Annotated in this window: 10 protein-coding genes; 6 read left to right on the forward strand and 4 right to left on the reverse strand. The window is 62.3% G+C overall.

Going from position 1 to position 13,790, the window contains the following annotated elements; all coding sequences use genetic code 11:
• Nucleotides 1–95 precede the first annotated feature (95 nt).
• From SY91_RS17130 to tssK, 4 genes are all read right to left on the reverse strand, one after another.
• A complete protein-coding gene (locus tag SY91_RS17130; RefSeq protein WP_006479553.1) occupies nucleotides 96–581 on the reverse strand; it encodes an Hcp family type VI secretion system effector in 486 nt (161 codons plus the stop codon).
• Nucleotides 582–675: 94 nt separating this feature from the next.
• Entirely contained in the window at nucleotides 676–2,424 is a 1,749-nt protein-coding gene (locus SY91_RS17135) for an OmpA family protein (RefSeq protein WP_023474977.1), read from the reverse strand.
• Nucleotides 2,421–3,161: a DotU family type IV/VI secretion system protein gene (locus SY91_RS17140; protein WP_043886626.1), complete on the reverse strand. Its 741-nt coding sequence runs from the start codon at nucleotides 3,159–3,161 to the stop codon at nucleotides 2,421–2,423. Before SY91_RS17140 ends, SY91_RS17135 begins: the two co-directional genes overlap by 4 nt.
• Nucleotides 3,158–4,510: a type VI secretion system baseplate subunit TssK gene (gene tssK / locus SY91_RS17145; protein WP_006479551.1), complete on the reverse strand. Its 1,353-nt coding sequence runs from the start codon at nucleotides 4,508–4,510 to the stop codon at nucleotides 3,158–3,160. Before tssK ends, SY91_RS17140 begins: the two co-directional genes overlap by 4 nt.
• Nucleotides 4,511–4,708: 198 nt before the next feature.
• On the opposite strand from tssK, the gene SY91_RS17150 reads away from it, so the two are divergent.
• The 6 genes from SY91_RS17150 to SY91_RS17175 all read left to right on the forward strand — a co-directional run bounded on the left by SY91_RS17150 (nucleotide 4,709) and on the right by SY91_RS17175 (nucleotide 13,256).
• Nucleotides 4,709–4,855, forward strand: a complete 147-nt coding sequence (locus SY91_RS17150; RefSeq protein ID WP_185714660.1) for a hypothetical protein — start codon at nucleotides 4,709–4,711, stop codon at nucleotides 4,853–4,855.
• 218 nt (nucleotides 4,856–5,073) lie between these two features.
• The gene (gene tssB, locus SY91_RS17155; protein WP_043886624.1) at nucleotides 5,074–5,586 is read left to right on the forward strand and encodes a type VI secretion system contractile sheath small subunit; all 513 of its coding nucleotides are present in this window, start codon (nucleotides 5,074–5,076) and stop codon (nucleotides 5,584–5,586) included.
• 73 nt (nucleotides 5,587–5,659) lie between these two features.
• A complete protein-coding gene (gene tssC / locus SY91_RS17160; protein ID WP_006479549.1) occupies nucleotides 5,660–7,192 on the forward strand; it encodes a type VI secretion system contractile sheath large subunit in 1,533 nt (510 codons plus the stop codon).
• Nucleotides 7,193–7,275: 83 nt separating this feature from the next.
• A complete protein-coding gene (locus SY91_RS17165) occupies nucleotides 7,276–9,945 on the forward strand; it encodes a type VI secretion system Vgr family protein (protein WP_023474972.1) in 2,670 nt (889 codons plus the stop codon).
• Nucleotides 9,942–11,957, forward strand: coding sequence for a phospholipase D-like domain-containing protein (locus SY91_RS17170; protein WP_023474971.1), 2,016 nt, complete (start codon nucleotides 9,942–9,944; stop codon nucleotides 11,955–11,957). Before SY91_RS17165 ends, SY91_RS17170 begins: the two co-directional genes overlap by 4 nt.
• A gap of 3 nt (nucleotides 11,958–11,960) precedes the next feature.
• Nucleotides 11,961–13,256: a DUF6396 domain-containing protein gene (locus SY91_RS17175; protein WP_221902381.1), complete on the forward strand. Its 1,296-nt coding sequence runs from the start codon at nucleotides 11,961–11,963 to the stop codon at nucleotides 13,254–13,256.
• The last annotated feature ends 534 nt before the right edge of the window (nucleotides 13,257–13,790 follow it).

The following is a 13,790-nucleotide window of genomic DNA, read 5'->3' on the forward strand; positions in this document are numbered from 1 at the left end:
ATGCCCATGCGAACCGAGGGGCGCGACTGCGCATGGGCGACTGGCGGAGCGGAACCCGGAGCGGGCATGCCGGTTTCCGCCAGTCGGTCAGTGCGTCAGGAACGTTCGTTCCACGTATCCTTGTGGATAATGTTGCCGTCCTTGTACGACCACGTGATCGTCTCGTAGCGCAGTTCGACGTCTTCGAGATGGTTGTGTTTCTCGTAGTCGGGGTTCTTGATGTCGAGCATCTTCGGTTTCACGGCGACGATCTTCACGTTGTCGAGCTTCGTGTTGAAGTACTCCTTTTCCTTGCCCGCGTCGTCGATCTTGTACCACTTGATCTCGACCGACTTCAGTGTTTGCCCGCTCGTCACCGCCTTGTACAGATACGGCGTCGACGCGTCCGTCTCCTTCGTCAGCGTGATCGGCTTGTGCACGCGCGTGCCGGTCAGCTTGCCCGTATTGCCGTCGGTCGGGATGTGCACGCCGTGATCGAACGCAACCAGTTCGACGCTGCCTTCGCGATCCTGGACGGTCACCGAACCCTTGATGTCCGCACCGCCGTCGTCCTTGAGCCACATGTAGGCCGGAATTGCCATTGGTCCACTCCTTCTTCTTCGTACTGCGAATCGCCGGAACCGGATTCCGGCGCTGACAAACCCGGGGCGGATGCCCCGGGAACCCAAACGCGTGTTACATCGCGGCACGGATCGAAGCAGCCGGCGCCGGCATGTCGGGCACCAGCGTGATTTCGACCCGGCGATTCTTCGCCCGTCCTTCGGGTGTGGCGTTGTCCGCCACCGGCCGCGTATCGCCGTAACCCTGAATCGCGAATTGCGTGGTCGGCAAGCCCGATGCATCGACGAGCCAGTCGCGCACGGCGGTCGCGCGGTCGAGCGACAGCTTCAGGTTGCGGTCCGGGCGGCCCTGGTCGTCCGCATGGCCGGCCACGAGGATGCGCTTGCCGGGATGTGCGTTGATCAGTTCGAGTGCACCAACCATCGCGCGTGTGGTGCCCGGCTTGAGCTGTGCTTTGCCGCTGTCGAACAGCGACATGCTGTCCAGCGTGACGACGGCGGGCGGCGGCGCGGGCGGTTCGTAGGACGCGATTGCGTCGTCGAGAACCGGCATCACCTGTGCGCCCCGGTACATGCCGAACGACAGGCGCAGCGGAACGCCCGTGCGCGCATACCGGTCGAGCCGGTCGCGACTGGCGACGAGCGCCTGCAGCGCGTCGCGTTTCGCGGCATCGTGCGCGGCCGGGATCGCCGAATACCGACGGAGATCGGCGCCGATGCGGGCCAGTTGCGCCTCGTTGTTCCTGGCGGCGCCCCAGAAGGCGGCGGCGGCCGCACAGGCCAGCAGCGCGAGCGCATGGGCGAGAGCCGCCATGCGCGGCGACATCCAGCGCCGGCGGGGCATCGCCTCGATCAGCGGTTGCGGCAGCGGCCACGGCAGCGGCGAGGCGCCGGCGTCTGCTCGCGTCACGCGGGTCTGCATCTCGACGTCGCGCTCCCACGGGCTCGCCGCGCCGCTCGCGGGGCCGCAGTCGATCCAGCCGGCGCCGAACAGCGCCCAGGGCGCAGCCGGATGCTGCCGGTCCGTCAGCGTGTCGACGACGACCCGTTGCGTCCATCCAGCGATCGAGCCGAGAGCCGCGGCACGAACCGCCGGGGCCTGATCTCCGGCCGCGTGCTGCACTTCGCTTTCGGCGGCACGGATCACCGGTTCGAAACGCCCGGCGTCCATCATGCGGGTCGCGGACGACACGCCGTACCATTGCATTCCGGCGAGACCGGCAGCGCCGGTCGTCAGTCGCTGGTAGACCGCGACATACCCAGGCAGTCGCGTGCCGAGCATACGTGCCGCATCGGCGACGGCCTGACGCACGACACACAGCCGTTGCGTCAGCATGTCCGTCCCCGTATGCAGGGCGGGCGCGACGGACAGCACGACGCCGTCCGGCGCGCGCCCGTCGCGCCACTGCCTGACCGCCACGGCCAGTCGCGGCAGATCCTGGGCTCGGTCGACGCGCAGCCAGATCGCGCCATCGCCCACGTGCACATGCCGCGCTTCGGCAGCTCGGTCGAACAGCGCCGGCAAGCCGTCGCCCATGACGAGCACCAGCGGCATGCGCGTGCGCAGCTTCACGGGGATGTCGGCGGTCGCCGTACCCAGCGCGGCCAGCACGCGCACGTTTTGCTCACGCGCGCGGGACAACTGATGGGTACGCCGTCCGATGAGCGCGATTGCAACGAGCCCGGCGATCGCCGTGATCGCCGCGGCCGCGCCGCGTCCGAGCGGCAGGACGAGCCAGATCACTGCGAGCGCCAGCGCGGTCGCGAACACGATCATCACGCGAAACGGGTAGCCCAGCCCCTCGTGAGCACGACCGGGGGCCGGCGCCGACATCGCGGACAGGGCAGGCAGGTCGGATTTCACGGCTGGAGGACCTTTGCCGAGACGAGATCCGCGACCTGCATGTCTAGCCCCGCGGCCCAGGCTGCCCATACGATTGCGGCGGCGACGCAGCCGAGCGCCGCGATCGCCCACGGTGACAGCCGGTAAAACCGGTCGGACAGGCGGCGGCCCGCACGATCGGCATGGAACGGCCGCTCCGACGACGGGCGCAGCTTGTTCAACCGCGCATCCAGTGAAGCGATCAGTGCGGTGCGTTCCGCTTCCCCTTCGCGCGCGTCACGGGCGTAGCGGCCGACGAAGCCGCACCCGAGGATGGCCGAGTAGCACTCGAGCAGATCGATTTGCGGCGGCGTCTCGCGCATGCGGACCTCGAGCCGGTCGAACACGCGCTCGCCGGCGTCGTGCAGGTTGAAGCGCTCGACCTGCAACGGCTTTTCGGCCCATCCGGACCGGCTGTCGGCGGGCAGATACCGCAGCGCTGCCTCGTCGAGCAGGCCGCACTGCGCGACCAGCGCCTCGTTGCGCACGTCGTCCGTATAGCCACGCTGTATCAGCACGCTCGAAAAATGGTCGATGAGCTGCCTGCAGTGCTCGCGCAACGCGCCCGCATCACGTGCCGTCCCGCCTGCCGAGAGCGTCGTGACGAGTAGCGCCGTGTTGTTGAGCAGGTCGCGAATACCGACGCCGGACACGCGCCCGGCGGCCGTCGCCCCCTGCAGGAGAGTCGCTTCGTCAAGGCTGGGAGTCAGGGCGTTCATGAGCGCAGCACCGCATAGAGTTCGAGCGAGGCGTCGGGCACCGACGCCGGCAGATAGATCTGGCAGGCACGCGCGGCGAGCATCCGGGCGTGCGCCGGATCATTCGAATCGAGCGCGAAATACTGGTTGTCGAGTCGCACCGGAATCGCGGCCGGCACCCGCTGTACGGCCTTGAGCGGAATGCCCAGCAGCGCGGAATTGACGATGTGCTCGACGTCGTCCGGTGCACCGATCTTGCAGAGTCTCGGGAACTGCTCGACGAGCGTGAAGGCGGACATCGGCGCATTGACCGACAGGTACCAGTCCGCCGCATCGTCGACGATCCGGGTGTCGAGAAATTGGCCGGTCCACGTTGTCGGACCTTGGCGCGTGAGGCCGATCGACACGACACGCGACGGAATGATCGCGTCGAGCAGGTCGCGAATCATCGACTCGAGTTTGGCGAACACTTCGTCGGCGCGTGCATGGTCGTACGCCGGAATGTCGGTGAGCCGGGACGAAGTCGAGAAGGTCATCAGCGCGCTGGCCAGCTGCGCGAGCGTCGCGTACAGATGCTCCGGCGATCGGCTCGGATGCGTGGCGAACAGCCGCAATTGCGGCCATGCCGCGTGAATGCAGTGAAGCAGCCAGAACAGCTGCACGTCGGCCACGCCATATTCGGCGACCTGCTCCAGGCGCTCGCTGCGGCGCGCGCCGAGCGCAAGGCTCTTCGCGTGCAGGATGTCCGCCAGGCGATCGATCCGCTCGATGTGCAGCGGATGACTGCCGAGTGTCAGACACGGGGGCACGAACTGTCGATCGACCTGGAACTGGCCGTTCGTTCCTCGCGTGAGCCGTGCGATCGCGCAAACCGTATCGTCCGCATGCGATTCGAAGTCGAACAGCAGACGCATCGCATGACGCTCGGCCGCGATCTCCGCTTCTCCCGTCCCGTTCAGATCCATCACCTTCACGAACTCCCGGTACGAGCGGCGCGGACGCGCGAGCGTCGTCTCGTCGAAGCGGCAGTTGTTACCGTTGGCATCGGGCAGGGCGAGCGCGGCGAACACGACGACGTTCTGCCGATCGGTCGGTACGCCTTGGGTCAGATCGCGCGCGGACGGCAGCGCATCGGCGAGTGTCGTGTCGATCGGCGTGCCGTCCGGAAACCGCAGCTTCAGGAGCGTGAGCTTCAGGCGGCCCGTGGCCAGCGCTTCCTCGTCGACCTCGACACCCAGCGTGCCCCACGGCTGGGCGAGCGCGGCCGTGGCGAATTGATGGAGCGCAAATCCAGCCCAACGCGCCTGCTGCTGGAAGTGCTGCTGCGTCAGGATGAGCCCCTCGTGGAACAGCGGTTTGTCGATCCGCATGAGTATGGTCTGTTTGTTCGTTATCGGTTCAAGGGCGTAAACCTATATATGATTTTCTTCGCACAGTGTAATAGCCAAGTAGTTTGGTTTGCTAATTTGATCAAGGAAAATGTTTATGAATGTAAAAATCAGGTCGACACATTTTTATTCGGATTTTCATTATTGAGATAAATGCGGATTGAGGTGAGGAAGGCGTACATGAAGCCTGTCATTGGCCGTTGTGGCGTCAGGAGGGACGATCTATCGCCCGTGTCGCCGTTTTTGATGGCGGTAGGACTTGTCCGAATCGACATTGAAAAACGTCAAATATCAAAAAATAAATCTAAATATTTAACATTTGATTGACGTTTGAATGCGCGACGTGCTTTGACGCATGACGGGTTTACCGTGTATAAGTGCCGTGCGATTTCGTTTTACGAACGGAGACCACACGATGAAGCATCGATCGGAACATTGCTGCGCGTCACGTGCCGGGCGCACGTGCGCAAGGTGCCGAGCGGACTGACGTCGTGCCGGATGCGTTGCGCATTTGCCCGTGCTTGACCTCTAAATAAGGACTACAAATGGATAGCTTCCAGAGAGAAATTCCGAAAAGTCGTGTCTCGATTACCTTGGATCTGCATACGGGCGGGGCCCGGAAGAAGGTCGAGCTGCCGTTGAAGCTGCTCGTCGCGGGAGACTTCAGCGCGGGCCGCGAGCAGGCGCCGCTGGCCGAGCGCAAGAAGGTCAACATCGACAAGAACAACTTCGATGCGGTCCTGGCGGACCATGCGCCCGATCTCGATATCGCCGCGGAGAACACGCTGGCCGGCGACGGTTCGGAGCTGCCGGTGAATCTGTCGTTCCGCTCGATGAAGGACTTCGAGCCGGAGCAGGTGGCGCGTCAGATTCCGGAACTGCAGGCGATGCTCGCGATGCGCAATCTGCTGCGCGATCTGAAGAGCAACTTGCTCGACAACGGCACGTTTCGCCGTGAGTTCGAGAAGATTCTGAAGGATAAGCGCCTGTCCGACAGGCTGCGCGGCGAACTGTCGGAGATCGTGACGGCGGCGACGCAACCGGAAGGCCATGCCTGAACGCGGCCAGCTCGAGCGGGCCTTTACCGCATTCCGCAACCAGATAGCGTGACGAACGCAGACAGGACACGAAATGAAGCAGAACGAATCCCGTCAGGGCGCAACCGAGACCGTTGTGCTCGAGAACGACAGCGTGTACGCATCGCTGTGCAGCAAGATCAACCTCAAGCCCGTCGCCGAGGCGCGACCGCTCGAAGCGTTTCGCGACAATGACGCGCTGTCGGAGGCATCGGCCGACGAACGCGTGGCGCGCGGCATGGACGCGCTGCTCAACCTGATCGCGCAGGAAAGCAGGCCGGTCGACCGTCTCGACAAGTCGTTGCTCGACTTTTACATCGGCCAGCTCGACCGGCAGATCGGCCGGCAGCTCGATGCCGTCATGCATACGCCGGAATTCCAGGCGCTCGAAGGCCGCTGGCGTGGCCTGAAGATGCTCGTGTCGCGCACCGACTTCCGCAAGAACGCGCGCATCGAGGTGCTGGACGTGTCGAAGGACGCGCTGCAGCGCGACTTCGAGGATACGCCCGAGCTGATCCAGAGCGGCCTGTACCGGCTGACCTACATCGAGGAATACGACACGCCGGGCGGCCAGCCGATCAGCGCGATGATCGGCGATTTCGAGTTCACGAATTCGCCGCAGGACGTGGCGTTGCTGCGCAACGTGTCGAAGGTCGCGGCCGCCGCGCACATGCCGTTCATCGGCTCGGTCGGCGCGGCGTTCTTCGGCAAGCAGTCGATGGAGGAAGTGTCGGCCATTCAGGACATCGGCAACTACTTCGACCGCGCCGAATACATCAAGTGGAAGAGCTTCCGCGACACGGACGACGCGCGCTACGTCGGCCTGACGATGCCGCGCGTGCTCGGTCGCCTGCCGTACGGCAAGGACACGACGCCCGTGCGCGCGTTCAACTATGAAGAGGCGGTGAAGGGCCCGGATCACGACAAGTACCTGTGGGTCAACGCGTCGTTCGCGTTCGCGGCCAACATGGTGCGCAGCTTCGTGAACAACGGCTGGTGCGTGCAGATTCGCGGCCCGCAGGCCGGCGGCAAGGTCGAGGATCTGCCGGTGCATCTGTACGACCTCGGTACCGGCGTGCAGCCGAAGATTCCGACCGAGGTGCTGATTCCGGAAACGCGCGAATTCGAGTTCGCGAATCTCGGCTTCATTCCGCTGTCGTTCTACAAGAACCACGACTTCGCGTGCTTCTTCTCGGCCAGCTCGACGCAGAAGCCCGCGCTGTACGAGACCAAGGAGGCGACGGCCAACAGCCGCATCAACGCGCGCCTGCCGTACATCTTCCTGCTGTCGCGGATTGCCCACTATCTGAAGCTGATCCAGCGAGAGAACATCGGCACGACCAAGGACCGGCGGCTGCTCGAGCTCGAGCTGAACAACTGGATCAAGGGCCTCGTGACCGAGATGAAGGATCCGGGCGACGAGCTGCAGGCATCGCACCCGCTGCGCGACGCGAAGGTCACGGTCGAGGACATCGAGGATAACCCGGGCTTCTTCCGCATCAAGCTGTTCATCGTCCCGCACTTCCAGGTCGAGGGGATGGACATCGGCCTGTCGCTGGTGTCGCAGATGCCGAAGGCCAAGAGCTGATTTGACGTTTGTCGCATGACCCGCCGGGGCGCCGATGGCTGCTTCGGCGGTGCCGTCGCGTTCGCGCACCTGAGAGAAAACCCATGTCGTCGATCCTGCCTACTCAGGCTTACGAGCTGAAACTCGCGCCGCATCCGGCGCCGACATCCGTCCTCAAGTTCACGGGGCGGGACGCGGTGAGCGAGTTGTACCGCTACGACATCGAATTCACGAGCCCCGCGGCCGGACTTGCGATGGACCAGGTGGTCGGGCGGCCCGCGAAATTCATCATTGCTCCGGTCGATCCGGGCATGGACTACCTGCGCAGGATGTTCGGCGAGCGGGCCGCGCAGTTCAGCAAGATGCCGCCGGCGTACACGATTCACGGCGTCATCACGGAATTCGACGAACTGGGTACCTCGGCCGACGAGACGCATTATCGGGTCCGGCTCAAGCCGACGCTCGCCGATCTGAACCGGGGTGTCACGAGCCGACTGTTCCAGAAGCAGTCGGTCGAGGAGATCGTGACCGACACGCTGCGGCATTACGGCTACCGCGCCGGCGTCGACTTCCAGTTCAATTTGCGCGGGAAGTACAAGCGGCACGAGTACATCACCCAGTATCACGAGACCACATTTGCCTTCATTCAGCGCATGTGCGCGGAGGAAGGGATCTGGTTCCGCTGGGAGCAGAAGAAGGAGCATGCGGTGCTGGTGTTCGGCGACGATCTGGACGCCTATGCGCGCAAGCAGCGTACCGTGTCGTACCGACGCGACGCGGGGCTCGAGAGTGCCGGCCGGGACGCGATCAAGACGCTCGAGAAGCGCACCCGACGCGTGCCGGAAGCGGTGCGGCTGCACGACTACAACCATCGCGAGGCGGGCGTATCGCTCCTCGTCGACGAAAACGCCGCGCGCGCCGACAAGTCGACGAACGGTATCGACTATCGCTGGGGCGAGCATTACGAAACGCCGGAGGAGGGCAAGCAGATCGCCCGTCTGCGGCACGAGGGCCATCTGGCCGGACAGATTACCTTCAAGGGCACCGGCAACCCGTTCTGGCTCGAAGCGGGCGAGGTGATGAGAGTCGACCCGGCGCAGGCGGACGCGAAACACGGGATCTTCATCACGTCGGTCGAATTGCGCGGCGGGCGCGGTGACTCGTACTGGGTGAGCTTCGACGGAATTCCGTCGGACCGGGTGTGGCGCACGCCGATGGCCTCGATCCGGCGCCCGACCATCGATGGCATCCTGCCGGCGCGTATTACGTCGCCGGGCAACTACAAGTATGCGTACCTGACCGAGCAGGGCTGGTACGTGATCAAGCTGCCGTTCGATCTCGACGAGTGGAGCCCGGGCGGCACGAGCCGGCCGGTGCGGTTCGCGAAGCCGTACAGCGGTGACAACTATGGGCACCACTTCCCGCTGATCGACGGGGCCGAGGTGGCGATCGTCTTTACCGATGGTCATCCGGACCGGCCCGTGATCATCGGTGCGATGCACGACAGCCTGCATCCGGATCTGGTCAACAACCTCAACCACACCCGGAATCTCGTCCGCACGGCCGCGCAGAACGAGTTGCGGATGGAGGACAAGGAAGGTGTCGAGCATATTCATCTGACGACGCCGTTTCAGGCGAGTGAGCTGAACCTCGGCCACATGGTCGACGAGAGTCGAAAGGAGCGTGGCAGGGGCGCGGAGCTTCGTACCGACGAACACGTTGCGGTACGGGGAGGAAGGGGTGTTTTCATCTCTGCCGACATGCAGTCGGTGCCGAATGGCCAGCAGCTCGACATGCGACCGGCCCAGGGTCTGCTCGAGCTTGCATTGCAACAGATGCAGTCGCTTGCCGATGCGGCACAAGCTGCTGAAGCGGTCGCTGCGGATTACTCGAAGCAGAAGATCCTGCTGGACGAGACCTTGACCGAGCTGAAGAAGGCCGGTGTGCTGATCAGTGCTCCGGCGGGCGTCGGGATCGTGTCGGGCGACCATTTGCAACTCGTGGCCAGCAAGAACCTGATTGCGACCGCAGGCGGCAGTGCCGACATTGGCGTTGTCAAGCGATTCACGGTGGCCGCGGGCGAAACCGTCTCGATGTTCGCTGCAAAACTCGGCATCAAATTATTTGCCGCGAAGGGAAAGGTCGCCATTCAGGCCCAAACCGATGACATGGCGTTGGCCGCGTTGAAGGACGTCACCATCACCAGCTCGGAGGGAAGGCTCGTCCTGTCCGCCGCGAAGGAAGTATGGATCGGCGCCGGCGGATCGTATATCAAGATCGACGCGAATCGAATTGAAAACGGCACGCCGGGAGACATTCTGGAGAAGTGCGCGTCGTGGAACAAGCCTGGGGCGGCCGCGGCGCAGATCAGCCCGGCGCTGCCGAACAGTTTGCCGGCAGAGCGTTTGATGCTGAACTTGGGCGCCTCGCCTTCGGCCTTGGCTGCCATTCCGCAAGACGTCCCATACAAGCTGTATGCGCAAGGCGCCTTGGTCGCGCAAGGCGTGACGGATGCGACGGGGCGAATCGCGGTCGATCATCGTCCTGGCACGCAATCGTATCGGGTCGAGTTCGCCAACGGCGTGGCATACCACATTCCGGTCAGCGAGGACTTCCGCGGTGATGTGACCAATGGTCAGTTGGCTAATCAGGGCTTCCATTTCTTCGAACAAGGCGCAGGCGGCGACGGCGCCGATCGCGCAGCCCATCGTCTCCACTACTACCGCCTGATGAATCCAGAAACCGACACTGACAGCACGGGGACCCCGTCATGAGCCAATCCGCACCCATCAACGTACCGATCGCGCGATCGTGTGGCAATACGGCGACGTTGACGTTGCCGCATTACGTGCAAGACGCGGAATACGGGCCGAGGTATGCGACGCACTACCCGCTGGTCAACGGCGAGGAGGCGTTCGGTGCTGTCTACGATGCGATTTCCGCGGCACAACATACCGTCGACATGGTTTGCTGGGGGTTCCAGCCGTCCATGTATTTCAAGCGCGGGGCGTCGGGCCAAGGCTCGCTTTCGATCGGAGAGCTGCTGCTCGAAAGGGCGCGGCACAATGTAAAGATCCGGTTGCTGGTGTGGGGCGATAAAGCGCACGTCGCGCAATTTCTGGAAAACATGATGCCCGGCGGTCGGTTCTCGCACAAACCGGATAATCGGAACTCGGCGCAGCGGGAGTTCGATGCGTGGTGGTACGAAATGGTGAAGATGGACAAAAAGAATCAGATGGGGACCGAGTGGACAGGCGTTAGCATTGCGCCCGTCCCCGTGCTTACGCAGAAAGCGATTCGACGGCTCTTACGTGACAAGCGTGATCCGGCATTCAAGAATATCGAATTCGCAACCCGTGATTTCAGCATGGCCGAGCGCGCCGAAATTGCATGGCGCACGGTGACGGATAGTCAGTACAGCAAGCGTAATGTGAATTCGAAAATACAAAATGGCTTTGCAATGGGGTTGGGACCTTCACATCACCAAAAAATGGTGCTGATCGACTACGAGGATCCGGAACTGGCGACCGGCTTCGTGATGGGCCACAACACGCTTGATGAATACTGGGATACCAGCCGCCATAGCCATGTGCGCATGCACTCGAAAATGGGGCGTAACGGCTTCTTGCCGCGACAGGATATTTCGGCTCGTGTCACAGGGCAAATCCTGATCGATTTGAACGAGAACTTCTGTCAGGCATGGGATGCGACGACTGGGCAACGACTGGAAAAGCAAAGGAAATCGGCGAAAACCCCGGTACTCCGCTGCAGCAAAGACGATCTGCCGGTGATGGCGCAGATCCTGCGCACTCAACCCCAAGTCGAGAAACGCGACCCCGAGAAACGCGAACCCGAGAAGAAGGGCGTTAAAGACATCGAACGACTATATCTGCAGGCCGTCAACAATGCGACCAATTTCATTTATATCGAAAATCAGTATTTCCGGTTTCCGCCACTCGCCGAAAAGCTGACGGAACTAGTGAAGTCGTATCAGGCTGGCGGGCGCAAAACACCGCTATATCTGTTCGTCGTGACCAATTCGAGCGACGACGGGATTGGCGTCGGCACGGTGAGTACTTATCACATGCTCAACGCACTGGGGCGGGCGGATGTCTTGCCCGGCGTGGCGAAGCTGGAACGCGCGGACGAATTGGAGAAGCAATACAAAGAAGCTTTGAAAGTAAAGGAGCGGGCTGACAAAGCGTTTGAGAGCGCAAAGCGCGTACCGGTCGATCCGTTCACGAGTTCGGTGCAGTATGCGATGAACAACATCACCGCGGCCCACCTGGATGCCGTGGAGGCCGCTCAGCGAGTGAGCGAGTTGAAGGTCCAGCTAGAAAAAGCCAGAACCGAGAACCCGGAGAAGCTCAACATTCCGGGCCTCAAGGTGCATATCTGCACGCTTGTCCCGCCGGATACGCCGAAAGGAAAACCGTGGGACGAGGTGTATATCCACTCCAAGCTGATGGTCATCGATGACGTGTTCGTTACGCATGGTTCGGCGAACGTCAACCTGCGCAGTATGGAGGTCGATAGTGAGTTGAATATTTGTCACGAGTCGATGCGGGTTACGCAGCCGCTTCGCGAGAAGCTGTGGCGGATTCATGCAGGGGATGGTGGGGTAGGATCGAAAGATATGAACGGCAGGCTGAACGCGGATGTGGCATTTGAGGGCTGGGACAAAATTATTTCTAGAAACAATGACTCTAAAAGCGAAGGATGGGTGCCCTGCGCATCACTGGTCGAGTTTTATCGGGACGATCCAAGCCGCTCCTATCTGGATTAACGAATGCGCATCCTCATTTCAATATGCCTGGCAATTGCCAGCTTATCCGCCTGCTCGAAGGAGAGCGCTTTGCCTGGATCGTCTGACCTTGCCAATGTGCGCGCGAATCTGGCGTTCACCTGCACCCACGAAGCGGATCGTCTGCCAGCTCTGGACCCGGACGCGGAGGCGTTGTTCCGCTATGGCCGCTATCTGCAAACGCGCGATGGTCCGAAAGACTACGACGAGGTCGCGCGCTACTACCGGGTCGCCGCAGCGCATGGCCATTACAAGGCGAACCACAACGTGCAGCAACTGGTGTCGCAGGGGCTGGCCAGTTCCCCGAACGCAGCGCACGAGGCAGTCGAGTGGGCAAGCCAACTGGTGAATCAGGGAGTGCCGATGGGTTACTACGACATTGGCTACTACCTGAAGTCCGGGTATGGACTGAAGCAGAACCAGGAACTGGCGCTGAAGTATATCCGGAAGGCGGCTGACCTCGGCAATCCCGATGCCCAGTATTACGTCGCCAGATTATTGGCGCCTCATGACCGAGCGCCGGATATCGCACGACAGATGCGTCGGTGTGCAGCTGATCAAGGACATGGGCGTGCAGCTTACGAGTTGGCAATTAATCTCGCGGGCCGCGGTGATTCCCATGGCGCGGTGCTTGCCTATCAAAAAGGGGTGGCCGCAGGGGTCAGTGGGGCCGCCACGAGTCTTGAGGAGGCCTTCCTTGCGCCCGAATCAGAAGATAAGCGATTCGCTCTCGACGTGACAAAAGATTCTGAGCGCTCGCGTCGCTATCAGTTAATCGGTCAATTTTTGAGGGACAACACACTGGCCAACCCGAAAGTACCGGACGTCGACCAGATCGTCCCGCTGCCGCCAGCGAAGCTTCCGCCATGGGACGGCACCTTCGAATGGGAAAAGCAACGGGCTCAGGTGCCGCCCAAGCCATCGGAAGAATTGATCGACCGGTTGGCAAAGGAAAAGCACCTGGATCCAGCAACTGGGTGGCCGCTATCAGCCGGCGCTCAGACTTCGCAGACGTCAGCGCGGGACGAGGTGATCGCTCGACTGCCGCTGGGCTCCACGGCGCGAACCGGGATGCGCTGCCCCGAAGGCGGGGTCTGGTGTGCGCAGCTTCGCCCGGGTGTTCAGGCCGAGGCGACCCGGACTTTCGCAAAGGGCGAAGTGTTGCCGATGATCGACTTCTACGAGCCGCGTGCGCTGGCCTGGCTCGATCGCGTGATGGGCGAGCGCCGCTATACGACCGAGGTCGTGTGGAAGCTGGTTGCTTACGAGGACAAGGCTTGATGACCGTCATTCGGTACGGGCACACCATGAACAAGATGCTGCTCGGGTTACTGGTACTCGCTGGGCTAAGCGCGTGCTCGAAGGAGAGCGCTTTGCCTGGATCGTCTGACCTTGCCAATGTACGCGCGAATCTGGCGTTCACCTGCACCCACGAAGCGGATCGGCTGCCCGCCATAGATCCGGACGTGGAGATGTTGTTCCGCTACGGCCGCTATCTGCAAACGCGCGATGGCCCGAAGAATTTGGACGAGGTTGCGCGCTACTTCCGGATCGCCGCGGCGCATGGCCATTACAAGGCGAACCACAACGTGCAGCAACTGGTGTCGCAGGGGTTGGCCAGTTCCCCAAACGCGGCGCACGAGGCAGTCGAGTGGGCAAGCCAGCTGGTTAATCAGGGGGTGCCGATGGGCTACTACGACATCGGCTACTACTTGAAGTCCGGGTATGGACTGAAGCAGAACACGGAACTAGCACTGAAGTACATCCGGAAGGCGGCCGACCTGGGTAATCCCGACGCCCAGTATTACGTCGCCA

The sequence above is a fragment of the Burkholderia cenocepacia genome, from assembly GCF_014211915.1.
Classification (GTDB): Bacteria; Pseudomonadota; Gammaproteobacteria; order Burkholderiales; family Burkholderiaceae; genus Burkholderia; species Burkholderia orbicola.